Consider the following 20817-nt stretch of genomic DNA (forward strand, 5'->3'; position numbering starts at 1 on the left):
ACTAACTTTTGTCTGTTGGGTTAAGGAATGCAACCTAATTCGTTTTGGAGAGGCAATATTTTGAAGATAATATATGCTCCTAAAATAGAGTCAACTGTTCCGAACCATCCAAGCCAATTTTGCGAGGCATCCTTTTTTGGTCATCTTTCAGTCCGCCTAGATTTTTGATGTTTTCTAGAATTGTAGGAATGCAATATTCAGTCATTTCTTCTCGGATCTTTTGGGAATTGAAACGAATAGTTCGCCAACCAACAGTCTCAAGATCGTTATCCCTGAGATTATCCTCAGCAATACGGTCTTTGGCTGAATGCCAAGTATCGCCATCTGTCTCTGCATCTATTTTTCCTTTTTCACAGTAAATGGCAAAGTCAAGGAGATAGGTTTTATCTTTAATTTTCTCTTCCTGTTGACGCTCGGCATCTATAGAATAACGCTTGAATTCAGCCCAAAGCTTATCTTCTAATGGGCTTTCGTCCCATAGATCGTTAATTTCGGCTGCATTTATTAGCTTTTCCCAAGTTGTAGGAATGAACAATATACGTCTGAGCCTACGGCTATAGATTGGCTGCGGTAGTTTTTCCATAGGGTGTATGTTTATTTTGTAATAACGTTTCTGACTTTTGGAGTTTGGTGATTCATCAGGAAAAAGCTCATGTCTGAAAGTCTGACTAATAGACTTTATAGAAGCATAGTAATTGACGGCAAATGCCTCATCACGAAAAACTTTTGGCTGATAAAAGGCTAACCATTTTGGTTCCCAAACATTACGTTGTTTAAGACGTTCCACTTGATCAGCAGGAATCCGATACCAGTTTTGCTCACAGGCAATTTTCATGTCAGATTTTGCTGGCATAATTGCTACAAGTACTTCGCCACGCTTTGCCATTTTTAACCTATTCCTAATAACCTCGAAAGTATTTTATCTATTTAGTTGTCTATCTAGTTGGTATTACAGGCGATCGCGTAAGCACTGCTGCAAGCAGTTCGCTATTATTAGCAAGTTGTTGCGTTCTACCTTGGAGATGCTGCGATCGCTTGTTGCCAACTGGTAACAATATCTTCTTTTTTGATTCCTGACTCGATAAGTGTATCAACCAATCCTTCTTCAAAGTTATCTTCTTCGATGATGATTTGAGAAGCACCGTTATCTTTTTCGATAAGTCGCGCATGAAATAGGACACTATCCATCCATCTTTTTCAAGGGTACGGCGTAAGGGAAATGTAAATCATCTCTTCTAGACATATTTTATCTTATATGCACTTTTGATAAAAACTATTTGGGTGTTGAATTATATTTTTATAAATTTGATAAAATTACGGGAGATTTTCTCAGAAAATTTGTCTGACACTGACTTGACAATGTTGCTTAAAACTGCATCCCCAGTTTTTTGGACAAGTGGTATTGGTAAGAAAAGTATGAAAGCAGGAAAATCGAGCTTTGTTACAAGAATTAATTCCCATTCTATGCGAGTAAGTTCTTGTTTCCCACTAGAACAGTCTATAAGTTTTATTTTGGAGAAAAAGTCAACATCATATCCATTAGGATCTATTCCAGATATTGGTTCTGTCTTTATTTGATAATATCCTCTGCTCTGTTGGTTCATGTATAGATTAACTGTAGGCTCTATTTCATATCCCAAAGCCCCTATTTTGCCAATATTTAGTGAATAAGCATTTCTTTCAATTAAATTAGCTTTTAAAGGCAATATACATTGGGCTAACCATTTAGAATGATTATCAATGTATTTAATTACTTCTTCCATATTTCCTTGAAGAATTATAGTGCCTGTGGATTTATTTCTAAATAGATAAGGAAATGATAACTTGCTTTTTTGGGTTGCTCTTTCTTTCGTAGAACTAGTATTATATTGTTTAGCATTGATATCCTGAAATACTTCTTTAGCTGATTGATATCTTTTTTTAGTTGCTGGCTGAACTAATTTATCTAAAATTTTGCCAAGGGAATCACTCACAGGAGTATTTAGGTAGTTTCTCCAAATCCAGTCATTTTCAGAATCATCGAATAACCTAAAAGGATCAACTCCTGTTAAGAGATATAAACAGGTCACTCCCAGACTATAAAGATCACTGCCAAATATTGGTTTACCTTTTGCTTGCTCTGGTGAAGTATAAGGTGCGCTGCCAATTACTGTTCCCGTTACGGATAAAATTGTGTTTGTAGTAAACTTTGATGCCCCAAAATCAACTAAAACAATTTCTCCGTCAAAACGTCGAATGATATTTTCTGGTTTTATATCTCTATGAATTACTTGATTTTCATGAACAAATTGCAACAAAGGTATCAATCTATTTATGAGAATCCAAATTTTAGCTTCTGAAAATGTTCCCTCTTGCTTGAACTCTTGCTCTAAATTTTGTCCATCAACGAATTCTTGAATAAGATATTGATTTCCATCTTGTTTGAAATAAGCTAAGAGTTCAGGTATTTGAGGATGTTTACCTAGTTCATCTAGTCGAACTGCTTCTTGAGCAAAAAGTTCTGCTGATTTAGTAGCAATGTCTGGATTTTGATCTATAGGAAAAAATTGTTTGATTACACATTTAGATTTTGAAGGTTTATCTTCATCAACTGCCAAAAATGTTCTACCAAACCCACCTTGACCTATTTGTTTTATTGCCCGATATCGATCCCTTAACAGAAGCTGAAGTCCACAATGACAGCAAAATCTTATATTGTCTGGGTTCTGTTTATTGCAGGTAGGTTGAATACAATAACTCATACAAAAATCCCTGGATTGTAAGTATCATTTCTTGTCCCGTGATCGCATTAATAATAGTAGACTTACCCACACTGGTTGGCGCAACAATCGTCATCGTCAATTCTTGGCGTTTTACCCTTTCCAGCTTCTCATTGACGTGCCTTATATCTTCTTCAATAGCCTTAATTTCAGACTCTAACCGATTCCTACCCTGATTTTCCGCCAGCAACCGATCATGATCTCTCAATATTGCACAACCTGCTGACATCACATTACTGACGTGGGTAATCACATCAATAGCAGACTGGTGTAGCGCATCTGAATCAGGCTGTAAAGAGTTGTTAGACATACACAAGATGTTATGAAGCCACTACCAATAACAATTTTAACATTGCACAGGGTGAAGCTAAACGGACTTAGTTAATATTTTAACTACCGTATTGTAGAGTTTATAGAGCGATCGCCTCTCAATTTCTTGTCTTGGCGAGCCGCCGAAATTTTAAGTAATTGGACAAAATTAAATTCATTCGTGGAGTCAGGGAATAGGCGACAGAAAAACAATGTAGACAAAAGGCAACAAGTAAGAGTGTAATGACAAGCTAGGAAGAACTTATCCAAGAACAGAGAATTTTGTTTTATGTTTGTTACAGAAGCCGTCCATAGTGCATAAATGTTAGGATTGCCACAGAAAGAGAATAGCGTGCATAGAAGGAAAAAAAACTGAATGGCAGAAGTTGATAAGTCAATATCCTTTGATGGACGGGATATTCGGCTGAAGGTTGGACTATTAGCCCCCCAAGCTGGTGGGTCGGTGTTGATACAATCGGGGGATACAGCTGTTTTGGTGACAGCTACGCGATCGCAAGCCAGAGAAGGTATTGACTTTCTTCCCCTAACTGTAGATTACGAAGAAAGATTGTATGCAGCAGGGAGAATTCCCGGTGGTATCATGCGCCGAGAAGGTCGTCCACCAGAAAGAACAATTCTTACCAGCCGTCTGATTGACCGTCCTTTACGTCCTCTATTTCCTTCATGGTTACGGGATGATTTGCAAGTTATTGCTTTCACCTTGTCAATGGATGAGCAAGTACCGCCTGATGTATTAGCTGTGACTGGTGCTTCGATTGCTACTCTCATTGCCCAAATTCCCTTTAATGGCCCAATGGCAGCAGTGCGGGTAGGCTTAGTGGGAGATGATTTCATTATTAACCCCACCTATGCAGAAATCGAAGCCGGAGACTTGGATCTGATCGTCGCTGGTTCACCCGATGGTGTGATCATGGTGGAAGCAGGTGCAAATCAGTTGCCGGAACAAGATATTATCGAGGCGATTGATTTTGGTTACGAAGCTGTGCGAGATTTAATTCAAGCGCAGTTAGATTTGTTGGATGAACTGGGTCTAAAAATTGTCAAGGAAGAACCACCAGAAGTAGACCAAACACTAGAAAACTATATCCGCGATCGCGCTAGTGCTGAAATTAAAAAAATCTTGGCGCAATTTGAGTTAACCAAACCAGAACGTGATACTGCTTTAGATGTTGTTAAGGATGGTATAAAAGCTGAAATTCAAGCTCTTCCCGAAGAAGATCCCATTCGCACTGCTGCATCTGCAAATAATAAAGCCCTTGGCAATACCTTCAAGGATATTACTAAGCACTTTATGCGCCGTCAAATTGTGGAAGACAACGTTCGCGTTGATGGTCGCAAACTAGATGAAGTCCGGCCTATATCTTGCCAAGTTGACGTTTTACCCAAGCGGGTTCATGGTAGCGGTTTATTTAACCGAGGACTAACCCAGGTATTATCTACTTGCACTCTTGGCACACCTGGAGATGCTCAAAACCTCAATGATGACTTGCAAGCAGACCAACATAAACGTTATCTGCATCATTACAACTTCCCTCCTTTTTCCGTAGGGGAAACCAAGCCCATGCGTGCGCCAGGAAGAAGAGAAATCGGTCACGGTGCATTGGCAGAAAGAGCGATTTTACCTGTGCTACCGACAAAAGAACAATTCCCCTACGTGATCCGCATAGTTTCGGAAGTACTTTCTTCTAACGGTTCGACCTCAATGGGTTCAGTTTGCGGTTCCACCCTTTCTCTTATGGATGCTGGTGTACCCATTCTTAAACCTGTGAGCGGTGCCGCAATGGGTCTGATTAAGGAAGGGGACGACGTGCGAATCCTCACCGATATTCAGGGGATTGAAGACTTTTTGGGTGACATGGACTTCAAGGTTGCTGGTACTGATACTGGTATCACAGCTTTGCAAATGGATATGAAAATATCTGGTTTGTCTTTGGAAGTTATTGCTCAAGCTGTCCATCAAGCTAAAGCTGCTCGCTTGCATATTCTGGACAAAATGCTCCAGACTATCGACACACCACGAGAAGAAACTTCAGCTTATGCCCCACGTCTGTTGACGATCAAGATTGATCCCGACATGATTGGTCTGGTTATTGGACCCGGAGGTAAAACCATCAAGGGAATTACTGAAGAAACTGGTGCAAAAATTGACATTGAAGACGATGGCACAGTCACCATTTCTGCTGTTGATGAAAGCAGGGCAAAAAGAGCGCGTAACATTGTCCAAGGCATGACTCGCAAGCTGCATGAGGGAGATGTTTACGTAGGACGTGTAACACGGATTATACCCATTGGTGCGTTTGTGGAATTCTTGCCAGGAAAAGAAGGCATGATTCACATTTCTCAATTAGCTGACTATCGTGTTGGTAAAGTTGAAGATGAAGTAGCAGTTGGTGATGAAGTGATTGTCAAAGTGCGCGAAATTGACAATAAAGGGAGAATTAACCTGACACGCTTGGGTATCCACCCAGATCAAGCAGCTGCGGCGCGGGAAGCTGCGGCAGTGAATCATTAAATTGATTGAGGATTTTAGATTTTGGATTAGGGATGAATCGCAAATCTAAAATCCGCGATGCCTGTACAGTAGGCATCGCTGTACTATCTTTAAATTATTTTTGGAATATACGGCAGAAGTCAGGAGTAAAGCTGGCTTGGTTTTTGGCTTTCAATAGTGAGTTAGCAATGTCAAAATATTTATAAGGTTAATGATAGTTGATTAATGTTGGGTTATGCCTCCGGCACACTACGTGAACGTTCCTCAACCCAACCTTGTATATTGAGAGAGTTAGTAGAGCGATCGCACTATCGAAGATATTGAAATAAAGGTAAGAAGAGAAAATAATCTTCCTAACTTTTAGTCATCTATCAAATGTCCTAAGTGAGATAGTGAAACAGTACAGCCTAAAAACAAAGAGATATGACAATCCTGATTTGAGTAACTCTCTATTAGCTGATAGAGAAACCAACAATTTTTCATCCTTCAATAATCTCTGGATCGACTATAATTTCACCATTAGACAAAATAGTATTTTGAAACAAAGCCCCGTGGGCATGACCGAAATTACCAATAGCTCCTTTGAGGTTGACATTTTCCAAACTGGCACCAACTATGGAAGCACTAGTCACATTAGCACCCCCCAAATTAGCACCAGTCAACTTAGCTAAACCCAATTCAGCATAGCTGAGATTAGCCCCACTCAAATTAGCCCCACTCAAATTAGCGAACAAAAGATTAGCTCGACTCAGGTTAATTCCACTCAAGTTAGCACCACTCAAATTGGCTCTACCCAATTCAGCACTACTCAAATCGGCTTCCCTCAAATCAACTCCACTAAAGTCTCTTTCCCCAGCAGCATAGCGCTGGAGCAACTCTTCAGCATCCATAACTCAGCCTTTACATCAATCAACTCATATAAAGATAACCATAACCCACTAAATCTGTGGCAAACCCTAGAAGAAATGACAATCAAAGCTCCTTCAGATATTGATGATGTAGAAATATTTATAAGGTTAATGATAGTTGATTAATGTTGGGTTATGCCTCCGGCACACTACGTGAACGTTCCTCAACCCAACCTACGAGCGATCGCACTAAGTTTAGGAACCGTATCTGGGACCAACCTCAGTTCTTCCATCTGGCAAGATAGTGTACCAGTAGAAAGCATTGAAGATACTGTTCAATCCAACAGTTGGATGGCCGGAACTTTTAATTCCTTCCAGGTTAGTACCAATCAGAATAGTACGCTCCAGGCTAACAACTCCAAATTCGGCATTAGTCAAAATAGCATCGGTCAAATTAGCTCCTTCCAAGTTAGCACCAGTCAAGTCAGCTTCTCTCAACCCGGTACCCCATATCAATGCACGTCTGAGATCAGCCCCCTGCAAGTTAGCTCGGATCATATTGGCATTACTCAATTCGGCTCCCTTCAAATTGGCATTAGTGAGGTCAGCCTCTCTCAAATTAGCACACATCAAGTTAGCACCTATCAAATCAGCTCCTCTCAAGTTGGCTCTTCCCAGGTTAATCCGAGTCAACTCAGCCTCTCTCAAGTTAATTCCTTGCAAATCAACACCACGAAAATCTCTTTCCCCGGCAGCATAACGCCTGAGCAATTCCTCAGCATCCATAACTCAGCCCTTACATCAATCAACTGATATAAAGATAACCATAACCCACTAAATCTGTGGCAAAACCTAGAAAAAATGACAATCAAAGTTCCTTCAGATATTGATGATGTAGAAATATTTATAAGGTTAATGATAGTTGATTAATGTTGGGTTATGCCTCCGGCACACTACGTGAACGTTCCTCAACCCAACCTACGAGCGATCGCACTAGCAGACGAATTTTTGGGTTCCCAAAAGAATGAAATATATGCAGACAGCAATATTGTATGGTCTTCAATACCCAATACTGTCGTACCAAATACTTCCATCAGGCATGATGGTATTACAGAAAATAGCCTTACGAATGTTATAGAAGCCCTCAACCGAACGCAAATCGGCATTGGTGAAGTTAGCACAATTGAAAGAGGAGTGGTTCACGAAAGCATCCCTGAGAATAGCATGGCTAAAATTAGCGCCATTAAAACCGCATTGATACATTTCGGCTCTGCTCAGGTTAGTGTTGACAAAGGAAGTATTGATGAAGTTGGCTTGACCACCTCTAGCCTCACTCAAATTAGCGCCGTTAAGGATGGCTTCATTCAACTCAGTTCCTTCCATGTAGGCTCCCCTGAGATTAGCCCCACTGAGATTAGTATTGTCCAGGTTAGTACCCTCCAAAATAACTCCTTCCAAATTAACTCCGCTCAAGTCAGCCCCGCTCAAGTCCATATCAGTAAAATTCAAACCAATTTCAATGAAATTAAGAAGTCCAGCAAAATTTCTCTCTCCAACAGCATACCTTTCTAAGAATTCTTCAACATCCATAATTTACCTTCTGCATCAACTAACACATTCAAAGATAACCCACAAAATCTTTGGAACACTCTCTTGGACCCCAGCTTCAACCTAACCCTCCAAATCACCAACTATGACTCCCTTGTCTGCCCAAACGGTGGTACAATCCTCATCGACCTCACCGCATTCGCTTGTGGTAGGTGGAATGCAACCTAATTACATTACAAATAATTCAAAAATTTAGATATGATATGATCATAAAATAGAAGTATTAAAGATTAGCAAAATATGGCTACTATAGAAGAAATCACAATCAAAGTTCCTTCAGAGATTGCAGAAGCCTATCGCAGAGCGACAAAGGAAGAACAGGAACAAATTCAATTAAAGTTTGCATCAATTATGCAATTAAACTTTTTCAACTCTAGAAAAGAAGCGATTCAAAGACTTAGGAACACTATGGATGAAGTTAGTAAAGAAGCGCAAGCAAAAGGTTTAACACCTGAGATTTTGGAATCAATTTTGCAAGATGATGAATGAGCGGCGATTTGTTTTTGACGCAAATGTATTGGTAAGTGCATTTTTATTTAGTCAAAGTAAGCCACGACAGGCACTAGATAAAGCTCAAGATATAGGCATTATTTTGTTAACTGATTCAGTCTTGACAGAGCTACAAGAAGTTTTATCACGTCCTAAATTTGACCGTTATACAGCCCTGTCAAAACGCAAAGAATTTCTAGAAATTTTAGTAGAAACTGCTGAGTTTATTAACATCACTGAACAGGTGAATGAATGCCGAGATCCCAAAGATAATAAATACTTGGAATTAGCTCTAAGTGGAAAAGCTGAATGTGTTATTACAGGTGATGAAGATTTGCTTGTCCTCAATCCCTTTCGACAGATTGATATTTTAAATGTTCAGAATTTCTTAGATAAGATTAATGCTGGTTGATACAAGATTAGCGTTCATTACACTGTTATCAAATTAAAATTTGCAAACGATGTGGGAAGTGAATGAGCAATAGCAAAATGTTGTATTCTCTTGAGGCCGATATTGATGATGTAGAGATATTTATAAGGTTAATTATAGTTGATTAATGTTGGGTATCGTTTCTCAACCCAAGCTACGGGCGAGCGATCGCACTATCTACCTTCCCCATCTCCGTACTGGGGTTCAAGTTTGATAGTGCCATCGGGCATAACAGTTCTCCAAATTAAATTTCCGCCACGACAGATAAGTTGGTCAGGGATATGAGCATCTTGGAAGCTGGCATCAGCCAAAATAGCATATTCCATCGCTCCAATGTTGATCGCTCTATCGAAGTAAGCGCAAGTAGCATTGATATGATCGAGGATACTTCCCCTCAAATCAGCTTCGGTCAAGTCACACCAGCGCAAATTAGCGGAATACAAATTAGCATCCCTAACAATAGCACGTCTGAAACAAGCCTGTTCCAAAACAGCTCCGAGCAAATTGGCTCCGCTCAAATCAGTTTCAGTAAAATCAGCCTTTTTCAAATAGGCTCCACTCAAGTTAATATCTCGCAAACACAACCCCCTCAAGTCGATTTCGTTTCCTTCAACATCAAATGGGGATTGGATCAATTTGATTCCTCTAAAGTCACGCTCCCCTTGGAGGTAGCTACCAACCAATTTTTCTGGAGTCATCTTCAAGACTATCATTTTACTTCCATTCAACCTTCAATCCAGTCGGGACCAACAAAAATCCTGCCACTGGGCATAATAGTATTGTGGTAAAAAGCTCCATTAGCATGACCAAAGGAACCAATAGTTCCTCGGAGGTTGGCATTTTCCAAGTTAGTTCCAACTATGGAAGCACCAATCAAAATAGCTCCTTCCAGATTGGCACCGCTCAAGTTAGCTCCATCCAAGAAAGCATAGCTCAAGTTAGCTCCACTCAAAATAGCTCCACTCAGATTAGCACCCAACAACTTAGCCCCAGTCAAGTTAGCTCCAGCCAAGTTGATTCCAGTCAGATTCAGTCCTCCCAAGCAAATATCGACAAACTCTTTTTCTCTAGCAGCAAAACGTTTGAGAAATTCTTCAGTACTGATATTGGGAGCAAAGAATCTGTCGAGAAACTCAAAGTCTCTAGCATTGAACCGACGCTCAAGCTCTTGCCTTTCTTCCATTCTTTTTCTATCTTTGTCCACAGATCAATTCCCACGTTAAATAACATATCTAAAAATAATCCACTCAACCCCTAAACTACTTTTTTCAAAATTTAAGCTTACGCACGAAAAAGTAATATTTACTACATAAAATATTACATTTATTTTCCACAATCAGCGACATCCTGACAAAACGAGAGTTTCAGGTTCTTTGCCAATTTGTCAATTTCAGGTATTTTTGGTACATAAAGATTAAGTAACCTACATGGTTGACTTTTATCCCATACTTGAAATCAAGCATAGTGAGTGCTAAACGTTTACCAGAAACAACTGCCAATGTCAGAATCACCCGCCAATCTTGGCAACATGGCTTTCTTGAAGGTGAAGTGAGTGCCGGCGATTTTGAATGGCATTTTCAGTGGCATTTCCGTCGGGGAGAACTGTCTGTCAAGCCTTCCCAAGGACGGGCTTTAATTAAAGAACCTCTCGGCCGCTTTCTGGAAACACAAGATTACCAGTTAGAACCAGGAGGCGATTATGCTTTTACTATTCGGGCTGAATTGTAATTAGTCATTAGTCATTAGTCATTAGTCATTAGTCATTAGAACTACTGGCAGTTAAGCGGTTGAGGTAGCGTTCAATTAAGAGAATGGCAACAATGTCATCTATTGGTCGTGGTGGTTGACGCAAACCCTTGGGTAAGAGTTTAGTGAGTCCTGTGGGTGGGAACATCTGCCAATAGCGATCGCGTGCTTCTAAGGTGCTATATCGTTCATCTATTAAAATGATATTCAGCGAATCTGTTAATTCCTGATTTAGCCGTTGTTTCCACTTTTTCGCTGTTGTTTGGTCGCCCATGACAATTAAGGAAATAGGAAACTTTTGTCGTAAAGTCTCAATTTGAGCGATCGCATCACCAGCAGGCACAACTTGATGATAATACAGTTGCCGATCCAGTCCCATCACGGCTACACCACATTTATCTCGACCGGGATCAAAGCCTAAAATTGCAGGTTGTGTATTAGTCATTAGAAACAGGGAACAAGGAACAGGAGGCAGAAGACAGAAACATAAATATTATTCCTCCTCATTCTCCCATCTCTCTAAGTACTAAATAAAATTTGTCCATTGAGCAGAGCAACCAACTTGACTCTCAAAGGACCTGCTGTATATGTATCCTCAGCAGCTATAGCTTTAATTTCCAGGGGTCTTCCAGACTGTTGCAATTGGGCAAAAAAGCGGAGAAAAGTACCATCTATCTGCACCGTTTCGATAATTCCCGCATTTCGAGCGCGGAATTGGGAAGCAGAAATTAATAAATCCAGGCGTTGCCTTAGTTGATATGATGTCATATTTTTCATATCACCAGAAGTGGTAGCCAGTATTTCGCCTGCCGAAAATACTAATTGATTGCGCGTGGCATCAGCAAAAAATTCTATCTGATTTTCTCCTCTGACATAATTGCCCGCTGAGAAAATTCGCACCACATATTCTCGACCATCATTAATTTGTTTGATCAGTTGATCAACCCTATCTTGAGTAACACGCAATAGCTCTGCATTTGCGGGATTTGTGCCAGGTTCACTTAATTCTAGGTTGGCATTGCGGTTAGCTTCCCGCAAAATTTGTATTACCACCTGACGAGCCGCAGTAGGTTGAGCTACACGCACCACACCAGCGGCTAGAACTTGACCCCGCACTATAGCTAACTTACCCAGACGCAAGTCACGGTATGACTGGTAATATTTTTCTAGCCTTGCTACTTCCTGTTCTAAATATTTTTGCTGTTTTTCTAATTCTTTGAGACGAGATTCTCTAGTAGCAATGACTTGCTCTCTATTTTTAATTTCCAGATTGCGATTTTGAATAAGTTTATCTAACTGAGCAATTTTCTGATCACGCTTTTCAATCGCTTCTTGGCGATTAGCAAGTTCGCGATCGCGTTTTTCAATAGCTGTCTTCGCTTCGTCAATCGCTTTTTTCGCTTCCACATACAATCGCTGGCGTTCTATTTTTAACTGTTCAACCGCTGCCTGTAATGTCTTGCGTTGATTATAAAGGTTTTCTAATTCCCCTGTCGCTTGTTGATACTGACTCACCACTTCCCCAAGTCGGCTTTGAGTACCTTGGAGTTGTGCTTGTGTTTTAGCTTGTTGGCTAATAGTGCGATTAAGTTGAGCTTGTGTTATCTGTTGTTTGGCATTTGCTGCTTGCAAGGACTGATTAATCTTCTGTAAATCTTGTTGTGCCTGGGTTTGTTCTTGCCTGGCTTGGTTGAGCTTGTCTTCTACCTGACTTTTTTCCGTTTCTGCGGTTTTGAGTTGTTCTCGCTTATTTCTGAGGTCATTTTGAATGTCCTCTAATTCAAATACTCCCTTCCGCAATCCTTCATCAGCAGCAAATAAAACCGCTAGAGTTGATGCAGAAATCAAACCACCAGTAAAAATAGTAACTAGTACCGCCGTTTTTTTAGGACGCAGGTTGAAAAGTGAGAGACGTGCTTTGCCAACTCGTGTGCCAATGCGATCGCCCACGGTGGCAATTACGCCTCCCAAAATTAAAATTGCTGCAATGAGGATGTACCCAGTGGCCATCTTTAACTACCGTTCACGGAGCGTGCCGGAGGCATAATCTTTCCAGATACAGCCTACTACTTTCAACCATAGTCTGTGGAAAAAAGAAGATTGGCAAATGCATGAATTACTCAATTTTTAGATTTACCTCTAATTGTTTGGGGACTGGGGACTGGGGACTGGGGACTGGGGACTGGGGATTGAGGACTGAGGATCGGGGATTGAGGACTGGGAAAGAGGTTATAAATAAATTTCCCCTGCTCCCTGCTCCCTGCTCCCTGCTCCCTGCCCCCTGCCCCTGCTCCCTATCACCTGTCCCTGTTTCCTAACTTTATGTAAATTGCCTACTTAAAGTTACAGGTTTATGCACAGTAATCTTCTTTTTGTGGATCGAAATCATTTTTTTCTCACGTAAATCTCCCAGTAACCTGGTGACAGTAACGCGAGTAGAACCAATTGCTTCTGCGATCGCTTGATGAGATAACTTCAAATCAATTGTGATGCCATCAGCACAAGGTACACCAAAATCTCGACAAAGAATTAATAAAAAACTCACCAATCTAGAACCCATATCTCGGTGAGCAAGCGTCTCAATCATCATCTCTGTCTGAAGAATCCGCGAAGAAAGACCCCGCAGCATTAACATAGATAATTCTGGATTTTCCTTGAGCGCTTGCTCAACTTGTTCAATTGGTGCTGAAAGCAATTCTACAGCGGTAAATGCCACCGCATGGTAAAATCTATCTGATTTATTGCCCGTTAGCAACGACAACACACCGAAAACGCTATTTTCCCGCAGCAGCGCTACCGTTATTTCTTCTCCTGCCTCATATACCCTGGAAAGTTTTACAGCACCCTTGAGAAGAAAATAAACTCGTTCGGCAGGATCGCCGGGAAAAAAGATCGTTTTGTTGCGTTCAAACGTTTCCACAACCGGAGGAAACGCTCCGGTCGCCATCTGACGAAAAACATTTGCTAGGGCTTTATCTTGTGTCACGATCATCTCCCTTCCCCTACCCAATGCCGGAAAAACAAAAACTGATTACCTAAGAATACACCTGAAAAATCAAGAAAGCACCGTCAACCTTTTTGTTTTTTCCTATACTCAAATTTGCTGCTTTATAGCCATTTGTTTATTATGATACATAATTCTTGTTATTTTTAGCCATCAAATGTTGATAAGTAGTTTCAAAACCTCAAGTTAAAAGGTTTTTTCCTATAAAAACTTCCGATATCTTTATAACTTCTTAAACAATCAGCAAAAATTTTGTTGCACTCAGCACCCTAATTAATTAGATTTATTGAAAATCACACCGCCAACAAAGTCAAAATAGGCTCAGATTCTAGTATGCTCCTAATGATTGATCAAATTAACAATTTCTATGCTGAATCTGTCCGGAAAAAACGCCCTCGTAACAGGTATTGCCAATAATCGCTCCATTGCCTGGGGTATTGCCCAACAACTCCACAAAGCAGGTGCTAACTTGGGTATTACCTATTTGCCAGATGAAAAAGGCAAATTCGAGAAAAAAGTCTCAGAATTAGTAGAACCCCTCAATCCCAGCTTGTTCCTCCCCTGTAATGTAGAAAACGAAGAGCAAATTCAATCCACCTTTGAAACTGTCCGCCAGCAATGGGGTAAGATAGACATCCTCATTCATTGCCTAGCTTTTGCCAACAGAGATGATTTAACTGGAGATTTTAGCCAGACCTCCCGTTCTGGTTTCAACAAGGCTTTAGAAGTTAGCACTTATTCACTAGTGCAATTAAGTGGTGCGGCTAAACCTCTCATGACAGACGGTGGGAGTATTGTCACTCTCACATATTTGGGTGCAGTCCGGGCAATCCCCAATTATAACATCATGGGAGTAGCTAAAGCTGGATTAGAAGCAAGTGTACGTTACTTGGCATCTGAACTTGGCCCCCAAAATATTCGCGTTAATGGTATTTCCGCCGGACCTATCCGCACCTTGGCATCTTCAGCCGTGGGCGGTATTTTAGATATGATTCATCACGTTGAAGAAATCGCTCCCTTGCGTCGGACTGTTACTCAGCTAGAAGTGGGTAATACAGCAGCTTTTTTGTGCAGTGATTTGGCAAGCGGCATTACTGGACAAATACTATATGTAGATGCAGGATATGAAATTATGGGAATGTGATAAGAGGCAGGGGGCAGGGGGCAGGGGGCAGGGAGCAGGGAGCAGGGAGCAGGGAGCAGGGAGCAGAGGAAAAGAGTTTTTCCTAATGCCCAATGACTAATGCCCAATGACTAATGACCAATGACCAATGACCAATGACCAATGACCAATGACCAATGACCAATGACTAATCACCGCATTGCTACAGTTCACCGGACTACTGGGGAAACAGATATCCAAGTTACTATCAATCTTGATGGTACAGGCATCTGTAAGGCTGCCACTGGTATTCCTTTTTTGGATCATATGTTGCATCAAATAGCTTCTCATGGGCTGTTTGATTTAGATATTCAAGCCCAAGGTGACTGGGAAATTGATGATCACCACACTAATGAAGATGTGGGCATTACTTTGGGTCAAGCCTTATATCAAGCACTAGGTAATAAAAAAGGTATTGTCCGCTTTGGTAATTTTCTGGCACCCTTAGATGAAGCTTTAATTCAGGTGGCTTTGGATTTTTCTGGCAGACCTCATCTTAGCTATGGTTTAGAAATTCCTACTCAACGGGTAGGAACTTATGATACTCAATTGGTACGCGAGTTTTTTGTGGCATTAGTAAATCATAGCCAAATGACCTTGCATATTCGCCAGTTAGATGGTATAAATTCACATCATATTATTGAAGCAACTTTTAAAGCTTTCTCTAGAGCCATGCGAATGGCCGTAGAAATAGATCCTCGTCGTGCGGAGACTATTCCTAGTTCTAAAGGTGTTTTATAAGTTGCTAGAAAAAGTGTTAAAAAGCTCATTGGTTGGCGATAAATGACACATTAAAATAATGAGTGCTATTTATTATCGTCTTACCAGATATTCTGTAACTAATCACATCTAGCCGGGAATTGATCATTTAACTACAATGAATTCTGTTGCCGACACCCCTGAACCTCAACTTAATCCTTTGGAACAACCACCAGTAGTCCTAACTTCTGAGTTGCGAAAAGTCTATCGTACTGGGTTTTGGCTGAATCAAAAAGTTGTATCCCTCAAAAGTTGTTCTTTACAAGTTTATCCAGGGCAAACTTTTGGTTTACTAGGCCCTAATGGGGCTGGTAAAACTACGCTGTTAAAACTGTTGCTGGGAATTATCCGTCCTTCTTCTGGGAGGGGTTTATTATTAGGTAAGCCAATTGGCGATCGCTCTGTGAAGCAAAGAATTGGTTATTTACCAGAGAATCCCTATTTGTATGACTATCTCACTGGTTGGGAATTTTTGCAGTTAGCAGCGGGTTTATTCCAAATTCCCTCCCAGGTACAACGTCAACGCATTCCCCAACTTCTGGAATTAGTAGGTTTATCTCAAATTGATGCTCGCAAAAAGCTGATGCGTCGTTATTCTAAAGGTATGCTTCAGCGTGTGGGTATGGCTCAGGCACTAATTAATGATCCCGATTTGGTATTTCTGGATGAACCCATGTCTGGACTTGATCCTTTGGGACGTTACCAAATGCGAGAAATTATCCTTTCCTTGAAAGCTGCTGGAAAAACGATATTTTTCAACAGTCATGTTTTGAGTGAAGTGGAACAAATATGCGATCGCGTAGCTATCCTAGATCAAGGAGAATTAATTTGCTCTGGTTCCCTCAATGAACTCTTAGGTACAGAAAATACATATCATGTCACAGGTCAAGGGGGCGATGCAGCAACTCTCAAAAAGAGAATACCCGATCTAGAATTTAAGCCTGATGGTTCTTGGCACGGTATATTACAAGACGATTACTATGATTTTCTCGCCAGTCTCCGGTTAATGGGAGGAGAAATCATCAACATGAACTTATCTCGTAAATCTCTAGAGGAATTCTTTATCCAGCAGATCCAAAAATAAAATCATTAACCCAGCTAGTAACGCAGGGCGGAAGTCAAAAGTCAAAAGGAAGACAACATAGGGTTGTCGGAGATTTAGAGTAGTTGGTTTATTTCCGCTGTTGTGTACTAGTAGTTTGCCTTGTCTAGTGGACAAGCTTGAGTTAGTCTCTATGTATGGATGACATTTGCAGGGTATTATCGCCTGAATAATATGGCAAAAATGTATAATTAATTTTATGTCACAGGTAATAAAACAGCGTAAGTAGGAATTGTATTTCGTCTAACACTGCTATTTTCACCTTAACTGATAATTTACAATAGTTATTTTAGCTACTGTATCGAAGTTAAAAAAATCATTTAAAATAATGTAGTGTTAATAACCCTTAATTAATTTAATTATTTACTGTTTGCATAAATTACCAAGGTATTTCAACTTTAAATATAAATTTTGATTCTTGACTATTGACTATTTGCATAAAAATTGCTCTAATCGTTATCAATTAAATTGTTCTCACTGAGTTCCGCTTTAAATTAACTTAACTAAAAATTCAGAATTCCTCATTAAATTATATCCGGAAAATCAAGATTACTTAGGAAAATAGCAGTGTTGAGGAACTTCAATAAATAAGTAAAGTCAACGTTAAAATGTCTAGACAATACTTTACAGATCGTAGTCTCTGAGTCTCAGGTAAATATGCTTAATATACATTTGTGGAAAATTTTCACCCATTCAACTACGGCTGTAGTTTTATTAACGACTGTCAATATCGCTTTACCATCTGTTAGTCTAGCGCAGCAACAACCAGTATCATCTTCGAGTATATCTACAGATTACTTATTAGGGGGTGGCGATCGCATTCGCATCAATGTATTTGAAGTACCAGAATATACAGGTGAATACCAAGTTCCCCCCGGTGGTGCAATTAATATGCCCTTAATTGGCAGTATATCCGTACTGGGATTAACAACAGAACAAGCATCTGACGAAATAGCCAGAAGATATGCTCGTTTTCTCAAACGTCCCCTGATTTCCGTGAATTTGTTATCTTCTCGTCCTATCAATGTTTTTGTAGCCGGAGAAGTAACACGACCAGGATCTTACACCCTCAGCTTAGAAGGAAGTGGAGGAGACAGTCCAGGTGTACAATACCCAACCGTATTAGCTGCACTGACCACAGCCCAAGGGGTAACACTAGCCGCAGATGTCACTAAAGTGCAATTACGCCGTAAAATAGGACGTTCTGGTGAGCAAGTTATCAGTTTTAACTTAAAGGAACTCACTCAAACAGGCAGGATACCGCAAGATATCACCCTACGAGATGGAGACACCATAGTTGTACCCACAGCCACGGATTTCAACGTTGCTGAAGCCCGCAATTTATTTGCAACTAACTATGCAGCTAGTCAAAGCTCACCCCGCACCGTGGCCATTACAGGTCAAGTTCATCGTCCTGGTTCCTATCTTGTGACATCAGGTGCTTCCACTACGGAAGCAGGTGCTGTAGCTCCTGGAAGTGGTTTACCAACTGTAATGCGGGCAATTCAACTAGCTGGGGGAATTACATCACAAGCGGATGTTCGTAGTATTAAAATCCGCCGTCCTACAAGAATTGGCTCAGAACAAAGTTTAAATGTTAATCTCTGGGAATTATTGCAGACTGGGGATCTGAATCAAGATGTAGTGTTGCAAGATGGAGATACAATCATTGTTCCCACAGCCACAGATATTAACACAGCCGAAGCTACTCAATTAGCTACCACTACTTTATCACCTGCAAAAATTCAAGTTGGGGTAGTAGGAGAAGTTAAAAAACCTGGATTAACAGATTTACAGCCAAATAGCTCTTTAAATCAGGCATTACTTGCCGCTGGTGGGTTTAATGATGCTAGAGCCAGTAGTGCTGCGGTAGATTTGATTCGCCTCAATCCCAATGGTACTGTATCTAAACGTGTAGTTAAAATAGATTTCTCAAAAGAAATTAATGAGGAAACCAATCCCATACTTCGCGATAATGATGTTGTCGTAGTCGGCCGTTCTGGTATTGCTAAAACCAGTGATACAGTCAATACTGTAGCTGGTCCTTTGGGTACTATTTTGGGTATTGTTAGATTGTTTTTTGGATTCTAGATTAATGTTGACAATTGGGGAAAATTTTTCAATTCCCCTCATTGAGAATATGCGATTTCAGCCTGCATGAGCAGGCTTAGTTTTTTATAACAGCTTAAAAAAAGCCTTCATTCCGTGAAATCCCACATTCCGCAGGTATTTTTCGATTTTTTGTAATTATCTACAATCCAATGATAACAAGGCTTTCATCCTATAAAACTCAATTTCATATTACGGCGATTACTGCCATACCTAACGGACAAACCAGGCTTATTGACACTATTGTCAATAAATTAGTCAGTTCGAGATTAAATTCCTTGAACACCTCCATAGGGAATAAAAAATGTGAGGTGGTTATTATGATTGGGTTTTAGCTGTTTTGTGAAATTCATTTTTTGATAAAACAACCTGCTGGGAAGAATATTTTAATTATATTTACTCATGCTGAATGTGGGTGAAATCCTTAAATCTGTTAAATCAGTGATAAAAAAAGCTCTTGCTATGAGCAAGAGCAGGAAAATTAATTGTCAGTGATGAAAAAACTTGATCACAACTTAGTCGTTAGTCAAGGTCATTCATAAACATAACTGGCTCAGTCTCACGGTCAATACCTTTCTCAAAACCACCAGCAGCTGCACGAGCGCGTCCAGCGTGCCATAAGTGGCCAATGAGGAAGAAGAAACCTAACACGAAGTGAGAGGTAGCCAACCATGCACGGGGAGATACATAGTTGAAAGAGTTAATTTCTGTAGCCACACCACCTACAGAGTTCAAAGAACCCAGAGGAGCATGAGTCATGTATTCAGCAGCACGACGAGCTTGCCAAGGTTGAATATCATTCTTGATTTTTTCTAAGTCAAGACCATTTGGTCCGCGTAGAGGCTCCAACCAAGGTCCACGGAAATCCCAGAAACGCATGGTTTCACCACCGAAGATAATTTCACCGGTGGGAGAGCGCATGAGGTATTTACCAAGACCTGTGGGGCCTTGAGCAGAACCGACGTTAGCTCCTAAGCGTTGGTCACGAATCAAGAAGGTTAAAGCTTGAGCTTGAGAAGCTTCAGAAGCAGTAGGTCCAAAAAACTCACTGGGATAAACAGTGTTGTTGAACCAAACCATTGTGGAGGCAATGAAGCCCATCAAGGACAAAGCTCCCAAACTGTAGGATAGGTAAGCTTCACCAGACCAGATGGATGCACGACGTGACCAAGCAAAAGGCTTGGTGAAGATGTGCCAAATACCACCAGATATACAAATTAAAGCAATCCAGATGTGACCGCCAATAACATCTTCCATGTTATCAACGCTGATAATCCAACCTTCGCCACCAAAGGGAGCTTTGATTAGATAACCGAAGATAACTGCTGGGTTTAATGTTGGGTTAGTAATGACGCGAACATCACCACCGCCGGGAGCCCATGTATCATAAACTCCACCGAAGAACATAGCCTTTAGAACCAACAACAACGCACCACATCCAAGGATGATCAGGTGGAAGCCAATGATGTTGGTCATCTTGTTCTTGTCTTTCCAGTCATAACCAAAGAAGGCAGAATATTCTTCTAAGGTTTCAGGACCACGGACGGCATGATAAATACCACCAAAGCCTAGAACTGCGGAGGAAATTAGGTGAAGTACACCAACAACAAAATAGGGGAAGGTATCAAGGACTTCACCACCTGCACCAACGCCCCAACCAAGTGTGGCCAGGTGAGGTAGAAGAATCAAACCCTGTTCATACATGGGCTTTTCGGGAATAAAGTGAGCAACTTCAAATAAAGTCATTGCTCCAGCCCAGAAGACGATTAAACCAGCATGGGCTACGTGAGCGCCAAGCAGTTTACCAGATAGGTTAATTAAACGAGCGTTACCAGACCACCAAGCGAAGCCGCTTGATTCTAGGTCACGTCCGCTGCCAATAACTGATGATCTATTAGAGAGCGTTACCACGAGGTAATACCTCCTCAGGGAATACAAATTGTTCGTGGGGTTGATCTTGAGGAGCCATCCAAGCGCGGA

Annotated in this window: 22 protein-coding genes and 1 pseudogene; 9 read left to right on the plus strand and 14 right to left on the minus strand. The window is 40.7% G+C overall.

What is annotated here, in order from left to right; genetic code table 11:
• Positions 1–79 precede the first annotated feature (79 nt).
• The 4 genes from VB713_RS10975 to VB713_RS10990 form a co-directional block, all read right to left on the minus strand.
• A complete protein-coding gene (locus tag VB713_RS10975; protein ID WP_323311596.1) occupies positions 80–886 on the minus strand; it encodes an endonuclease domain-containing protein in 807 nt (268 codons plus the stop codon).
• A 125-nt stretch (positions 887–1011) separates the two neighbouring features.
• Complete coding sequence (locus VB713_RS10980) at positions 1012–1188, minus strand: element excision factor XisI family protein (protein ID WP_323311597.1); 177 nt, start codon at positions 1186–1188, stop codon at positions 1012–1014.
• A 101-nt stretch (positions 1189–1289) separates the two neighbouring features.
• Positions 1290–2741 carry a protein kinase domain-containing protein gene (locus VB713_RS10985; RefSeq protein WP_323311598.1) on the minus strand — a complete coding sequence of 484 codons (1452 nt, stop codon included), beginning with the start codon at positions 2739–2741 and terminating at the stop codon, positions 1290–1292.
• A complete protein-coding gene (locus VB713_RS10990) occupies positions 2710–3069 on the minus strand; it encodes a hypothetical protein (RefSeq protein ID WP_323311599.1) in 360 nt (119 codons plus the stop codon). Before VB713_RS10990 ends, VB713_RS10985 begins: the two co-directional genes overlap by 32 nt.
• 375 nt (positions 3070–3444) lie before the next feature.
• Between VB713_RS10990 and VB713_RS10995 the strand changes: the two genes are divergently transcribed.
• Both VB713_RS10995 and VB713_RS11000 read left to right on the plus strand, forming a co-directional pair.
• Positions 3445–5601 (plus strand): polyribonucleotide nucleotidyltransferase, encoded by a 2157-nt coding sequence (locus tag VB713_RS10995; protein WP_323311600.1) that lies wholly within the window; start codon positions 3445–3447, stop codon positions 5599–5601.
• 32 nt (positions 5602–5633) lie between these two features.
• Complete coding sequence (locus tag VB713_RS11000) at positions 5634–5786, plus strand: hypothetical protein (RefSeq protein WP_323311601.1); 153 nt, start codon at positions 5634–5636, stop codon at positions 5784–5786.
• Between the two features lie 273 nt (positions 5787–6059).
• Here the strand turns inward: VB713_RS11000 and VB713_RS11005 are convergent, their stop codons facing one another.
• The 3 genes from VB713_RS11005 to VB713_RS28250 all read right to left on the minus strand — a co-directional run bounded on the left by VB713_RS11005 (position 6060) and on the right by VB713_RS28250 (position 8018).
• Positions 6060–6470 carry a pentapeptide repeat-containing protein gene (locus VB713_RS11005; protein ID WP_323311602.1) on the minus strand — a complete coding sequence of 137 codons (411 nt, stop codon included), beginning with the start codon at positions 6468–6470 and terminating at the stop codon, positions 6060–6062.
• Between the two features lie 213 nt (positions 6471–6683).
• Positions 6684–7214, minus strand: coding sequence for a pentapeptide repeat-containing protein (locus VB713_RS11010; protein ID WP_323311603.1), 531 nt, complete (start codon positions 7212–7214; stop codon positions 6684–6686).
• 273 nt (positions 7215–7487) lie between these two features.
• Positions 7488–8018: a pentapeptide repeat-containing protein gene (locus VB713_RS28250; RefSeq protein ID WP_416242437.1), complete on the minus strand. Its 531-nt coding sequence runs from the start codon at positions 8016–8018 to the stop codon at positions 7488–7490.
• 258 nt (positions 8019–8276) lie between these two features.
• Here VB713_RS28250 and VB713_RS11020 point away from each other — a divergent pair, with 258 nt between their 5' ends.
• The gene (locus VB713_RS11020; protein ID WP_323311605.1) at positions 8277–8525 is read left to right on the plus strand and encodes a hypothetical protein; all 249 of its coding nucleotides are present in this window, start codon (positions 8277–8279) and stop codon (positions 8523–8525) included.
• Positions 8515–8937, plus strand: coding sequence for a putative toxin-antitoxin system toxin component, PIN family (locus tag VB713_RS11025; protein WP_323311606.1), 423 nt, complete (start codon positions 8515–8517; stop codon positions 8935–8937). The genes VB713_RS11020 and VB713_RS11025 overlap by 11 nt, the downstream gene beginning before the upstream one ends.
• A 191-nt stretch (positions 8938–9128) precedes the next feature.
• On the opposite strand, the gene VB713_RS11030 is transcribed toward VB713_RS11025, so the two are convergent.
• Positions 9129–9668: a pentapeptide repeat-containing protein gene (locus VB713_RS11030; protein ID WP_323311607.1), complete on the minus strand. Its 540-nt coding sequence runs from the start codon at positions 9666–9668 to the stop codon at positions 9129–9131.
• Positions 9669–9679: 11 nt separating this feature from the next.
• Positions 9680–10159 (minus strand): pentapeptide repeat-containing protein, encoded by a 480-nt coding sequence (locus VB713_RS11035; protein WP_323311608.1) that lies wholly within the window; start codon positions 10157–10159, stop codon positions 9680–9682.
• 260 nt (positions 10160–10419) lie between these two features.
• Between VB713_RS11035 and VB713_RS11040 the strand changes: the two genes are divergently transcribed.
• Positions 10420–10683: a DUF3146 family protein gene (locus VB713_RS11040; protein WP_015214646.1), complete on the plus strand. Its 264-nt coding sequence runs from the start codon at positions 10420–10422 to the stop codon at positions 10681–10683.
• Between the two features lie 28 nt (positions 10684–10711).
• On the opposite strand, the gene VB713_RS11045 is transcribed toward VB713_RS11040, so the two are convergent.
• From VB713_RS11045 to ntcA, 3 genes are all read right to left on the minus strand, one after another.
• The gene (locus VB713_RS11045; RefSeq protein WP_323311609.1) at positions 10712–11146 is read right to left on the minus strand and encodes a pre-16S rRNA-processing nuclease YqgF; all 435 of its coding nucleotides are present in this window, start codon (positions 11144–11146) and stop codon (positions 10712–10714) included.
• 74 nt (positions 11147–11220) lie between these two features.
• The gene (locus tag VB713_RS11050; RefSeq protein WP_323311610.1) at positions 11221–12711 is read right to left on the minus strand and encodes a DUF3084 domain-containing protein; all 1491 of its coding nucleotides are present in this window, start codon (positions 12709–12711) and stop codon (positions 11221–11223) included.
• A gap of 310 nt (positions 12712–13021) precedes the next feature.
• Positions 13022–13693 (minus strand): global nitrogen regulator NtcA, encoded by a 672-nt coding sequence (gene ntcA / locus VB713_RS11055; RefSeq protein WP_015214649.1) that lies wholly within the window; start codon positions 13691–13693, stop codon positions 13022–13024.
• Positions 13694–14072: 379 nt separating this feature from the next.
• Between ntcA and fabI the strand changes: the two genes are divergently transcribed.
• The 4 genes from fabI (at position 14073) to VB713_RS11075 (ending at position 18819) form a co-directional block, all read left to right on the plus strand.
• Positions 14073–14849 (plus strand): enoyl-ACP reductase FabI, encoded by a 777-nt coding sequence (gene fabI, locus VB713_RS11060; protein WP_323311611.1) that lies wholly within the window; start codon positions 14073–14075, stop codon positions 14847–14849.
• A gap of 162 nt (positions 14850–15011) precedes the next feature.
• Complete coding sequence (hisB, locus tag VB713_RS11065) at positions 15012–15608, plus strand: imidazoleglycerol-phosphate dehydratase HisB (protein WP_323311612.1); 597 nt, start codon at positions 15012–15014, stop codon at positions 15606–15608.
• A 136-nt stretch (positions 15609–15744) separates the two neighbouring features.
• Complete coding sequence (locus VB713_RS11070; RefSeq protein WP_323311613.1) at positions 15745–16710, plus strand: ABC transporter ATP-binding protein; 966 nt, start codon at positions 15745–15747, stop codon at positions 16708–16710.
• Positions 16711–17385: 675 nt separating this feature from the next.
• A complete protein-coding gene (locus tag VB713_RS11075) occupies positions 17386–18819 on the plus strand; it encodes an SLBB domain-containing protein (RefSeq protein ID WP_323311614.1) in 1434 nt (477 codons plus the stop codon).
• Between the two features lie 540 nt (positions 18820–19359).
• Here VB713_RS11075 and psbC read toward each other — a convergent pair.
• Positions 19360–20748: a photosystem II reaction center protein CP43 gene (gene psbC / locus VB713_RS11080; RefSeq protein ID WP_323311615.1), complete on the minus strand. Its 1389-nt coding sequence runs from the start codon at positions 20746–20748 to the stop codon at positions 19360–19362.
• Positions 20732–20817: pseudogene (locus VB713_RS11085) on the minus strand (photosystem II protein D2); the annotation flags it as partial. The gene psbC and the pseudogene VB713_RS11085, both read right to left, overlap by 17 nt.

It is taken from the genome of Anabaena cylindrica UHCC 0172 (assembly GCF_034931625.1).
Lineage (GTDB): Bacteria > Cyanobacteriota > Cyanobacteriia > Cyanobacteriales > Nostocaceae > Anabaena > Anabaena cylindrica_A.

Excerpts from the sequence above, each read along its gene's own strand:
- hisB (WP_323311612.1), top strand. The coding sequence starts at position 15,012 with ATGACTAATCACCGCATTGCTACAGTTCACCGGACTACTGGGGAAACA.
- VB713_RS10975 (WP_323311596.1), bottom strand. The coding sequence starts at position 886 with ATGGCAAAGCGTGGCGAAGTACTTGTAGCAATTATGCCAGCAAAATCT.
- VB713_RS10985 (WP_323311598.1), bottom strand. The coding sequence starts at position 2,741 with ATGAGTTATTGTATTCAACCTACCTGCAATAAACAGAACCCAGACAAT.
- VB713_RS28250 (WP_416242437.1), bottom strand. The coding sequence starts at position 8,018 with ATGGATGTTGAAGAATTCTTAGAAAGGTATGCTGTTGGAGAGAGAAAT.
- VB713_RS11050 (WP_323311610.1), bottom strand. The coding sequence starts at position 12,711 with ATGGCCACTGGGTACATCCTCATTGCAGCAATTTTAATTTTGGGAGGC.
- VB713_RS11075 (WP_323311614.1), top strand. The coding sequence starts at position 17,386 with ATGCTTAATATACATTTGTGGAAAATTTTCACCCATTCAACTACGGCT.
- VB713_RS11070 (WP_323311613.1), top strand. The coding sequence starts at position 15,745 with ATGAATTCTGTTGCCGACACCCCTGAACCTCAACTTAATCCTTTGGAA.
- VB713_RS11020 (WP_323311605.1), top strand. The coding sequence starts at position 8,277 with ATGGCTACTATAGAAGAAATCACAATCAAAGTTCCTTCAGAGATTGCA.
- VB713_RS11010 (WP_323311603.1), bottom strand. The coding sequence starts at position 7,214 with ATGGATGCTGAGGAATTGCTCAGGCGTTATGCTGCCGGGGAAAGAGAT.
- ntcA (WP_015214649.1), bottom strand. The coding sequence starts at position 13,693 with ATGATCGTGACACAAGATAAAGCCCTAGCAAATGTTTTTCGTCAGATG.
- VB713_RS10980 (WP_323311597.1), bottom strand. The coding sequence starts at position 1,188 with ATGGATAGTGTCCTATTTCATGCGCGACTTATCGAAAAAGATAACGGT.
- VB713_RS11025 (WP_323311606.1), top strand. The coding sequence starts at position 8,515 with ATGATGAATGAGCGGCGATTTGTTTTTGACGCAAATGTATTGGTAAGT.
- VB713_RS11045 (WP_323311609.1), bottom strand. The coding sequence starts at position 11,146 with ATGACTAATACACAACCTGCAATTTTAGGCTTTGATCCCGGTCGAGAT.
- VB713_RS10990 (WP_323311599.1), bottom strand. The coding sequence starts at position 3,069 with ATGTCTAACAACTCTTTACAGCCTGATTCAGATGCGCTACACCAGTCT.
- VB713_RS11005 (WP_323311602.1), bottom strand. The coding sequence starts at position 6,470 with ATGGATGCTGAAGAGTTGCTCCAGCGCTATGCTGCTGGGGAAAGAGAC.
- VB713_RS11030 (WP_323311607.1), bottom strand. The coding sequence starts at position 9,668 with ATGATAGTCTTGAAGATGACTCCAGAAAAATTGGTTGGTAGCTACCTC.
- fabI (WP_323311611.1), top strand. The coding sequence starts at position 14,073 with ATGCTGAATCTGTCCGGAAAAAACGCCCTCGTAACAGGTATTGCCAAT.
- VB713_RS10995 (WP_323311600.1), top strand. The coding sequence starts at position 3,445 with ATGGCAGAAGTTGATAAGTCAATATCCTTTGATGGACGGGATATTCGG.
- VB713_RS11000 (WP_323311601.1), top strand. The coding sequence starts at position 5,634 with ATGAATCGCAAATCTAAAATCCGCGATGCCTGTACAGTAGGCATCGCT.